This window comes from Caulobacter sp. GW822-FHT01G02, from assembly GCF_058802865.1.
This window is the reverse complement of the sequence record NZ_JBXAON010000020.1, coordinates 1-2010: the sequence shown is the minus strand read 5'-3', so window position 1 is coordinate 2010 and position 2010 is coordinate 1. Positions and strand designations below refer to the sequence as shown.

At 67.3% G+C, this 2010-nt stretch carries 4 protein-coding genes; all 4 read left to right on the top strand.

All coding sequences use genetic code 11. The annotated features are described in order from the left end of the window. The coding region (locus tag AC1RNC_RS26055) for a cbb3-type cytochrome c oxidase subunit I (RefSeq protein ID WP_492888876.1) at nucleotides 1–432 on the top strand (432 nt) is incomplete at its 5' end. A 9-nt stretch (nucleotides 433–441) separates the two neighbouring features. Then, complete coding sequence (ccoO, locus tag AC1RNC_RS26050; protein ID WP_492841991.1) at nucleotides 442–1185, top strand: cytochrome-c oxidase, cbb3-type subunit II; 744 nt, start codon at nucleotides 442–444, stop codon at nucleotides 1183–1185. Further along, a complete protein-coding gene (locus AC1RNC_RS26045) occupies nucleotides 1182–1349 on the top strand; it encodes a cbb3-type cytochrome c oxidase subunit 3 (RefSeq protein WP_099578182.1) in 168 nt (55 codons plus the stop codon). Before ccoO ends, AC1RNC_RS26045 begins: the two co-directional genes overlap by 4 nt. Continuing rightward, nucleotides 1349–2010: cytochrome-c oxidase, cbb3-type subunit III (ccoP, locus tag AC1RNC_RS26040; protein ID WP_492888875.1), on the top strand; the 662-nt coding region annotated here is incomplete at its 3' end. The genes AC1RNC_RS26045 and ccoP, both read left to right, overlap by 1 nt.

Genomic DNA, 2010 nt, shown 5'->3' with positions numbered 1-2010 from the left:
AGCCACTACACCGACTGGACCATCGGCCACGTGCACTCCGGCGCCCTGGGCTGGGTGGGCTTCATCAGCTTCGGCGCGGTCTACTGCCTGGTGCCGTGGCTGTGGAAGAAGAAGGACATGTACTCGACCAAGCTGATCGAGTGGCACTTCTGGATCGCGACCACCGGCATCCTGCTCTACATCGCCGCGATGTGGGTGTCGGGCATCATGGAAGGCCTGATGTGGCGCGCCTACACGCCCCAGGGCTTCCTGGCCTACAGCTTCATCGAGACCGTCTCGGCCAAGCACATCGAGAACGTCATCCGCGCCGTCGGGGGGCTGATGTACCTGTCCGGGGCGCTGATCATGATCGTCAACATCTGGAAGACGATCGCTTCGCCCTCCGCCGAGCCGGCCGACGAAACGGCCGCTCCCGCCACCGCGATCGCCTGAGGTCAGCCGATGTCTCTCTGGAAGCAACACGCCAAGCTTGAGCGGCACTCGCTGCTGCTCGTCGTCGGCATCCTCCTGGTCGTCTCGATCGGGGGGCTGGTCGAGATCGCCCCGCTGTTCTGGCTGCAGGGCACCATCGAGAAGGTGCAGGGCGTGCGTCCCTACACCCCGCTGGAACTGAACGGCCGCGACATCTATGTCCGCGAGGGCTGCTATCTGTGCCACTCGCAGATGATCCGCCCGCTGCGCGACGAGGTCGAGCGCTACGGCCACTACAGCCTGGCCGCCGAGAGCATGTACGACCACCCGTTCCAGTGGGGGTCCAAGCGCACCGGGCCCGACCTGGCCCGGGTCGGCGGCAAGTACTCCGACGCCTGGCACCGCGACCACCTGATCGACCCGCGCTCGGTGGTGCCGGAGTCGGTGATGCCGCCCTACAAGTTCCTGGCCGAGAAGGACCTGGACTATCGCGACATCGTCGACCGGATGAAGGTGCTGCGCACCGAGGGCGTGCCCTACACGGCCGACGAACTGACCAACGCCAAGAAGGATCTCGAGGCCCAGGCCGATCCGTACTCGACCGACGCGGTGGCCCTGCGCGGCCGCTACGGGGCCAAGGTGGTCAATCGCGACTTCGACGGCGATCCCGACAGGATCACCGAGATGGACGCCCTGGTGGCCTATCTGCAGATGCTCGGGACCCAGGTCGACTTCAAGTCCTACAAGGCCCAGGCCCCGGAGAACCAGCGATGAGCCAGCTCTCCTACGAAACCGTGGCGCGCTTCGCCCAGCAGGGCGGACTGATCTACTTCGGCCTGATCTTCCTGGCCGGTGTCGCCTATGCCCTGCGGCCTTCCAAGAAGGCCGAATTCCAACACGCCGCGCGCATGCCGCTGGATGACGAGGAGCTCTCCTGATGGCTTCCGAACGCAAGACCGACGACGTCACCGGCGTCGAGACCACCGGCCACGAGTGGGACGGCATCCGCGAACTGGACAACCCGCTGCCGCGCTGGTGGCTGTGGGTCTGGTACGGCTGCATCGCCTTCTCGATCGGCTACTGGGTGCTGATGCCGGCCTGGCCGGGCGTGCATGGCTACACCAAGGGCCTGCTGCACCAGTCCGACCGGGCCGCCGTGGGCCACGAGCTCAAGGCCCTGGACGTCCAGCGCGGGGCGGGCGCGGCCCAGCTGCGCACCGCCAGCCTCGAGCAGATCGAGCAGGATCCCAAGCTGCAGGCCTACGCCCAGCAGGTCGGCCAGTCGGTGTTCGGCGACAACTGCGCCACCTGCCACGGCATCGGCGGCACCGGCGGCAAGGGCTATCCCAACCTGCGCGACGACGTCTGGCTGTGGGGCGGCAAGCTGGAGGACATCCAGTACACCATCACCCACGGCGTGCGCACCGGCGCGGACGGCGCGCGGATGTCGCAGATGCCCGCCTTCGGCCGCGACGAACTGCTCAAGCCCGAGCAGATCGACGACCTGACCGAATATGTCGTCCACCTGTCGAACCGTCCGGCCGACGCCGGGGCCATCGCCCGCGCCAAGCCGGTCTTCGACACCCAGTGCGTGGCCTG

Bases quoted from the DNA above. Each gene is read 5' to 3' on its own strand.
- ccoO (WP_492841991.1), top strand. From the start codon at position 442: ATGTCTCTCTGGAAGCAACACGCCAAGCTTGAGCGGCACTCGCTGCTG.
- AC1RNC_RS26045 (WP_099578182.1), top strand. From the start codon at position 1,182: ATGAGCCAGCTCTCCTACGAAACCGTGGCGCGCTTCGCCCAGCAGGGC.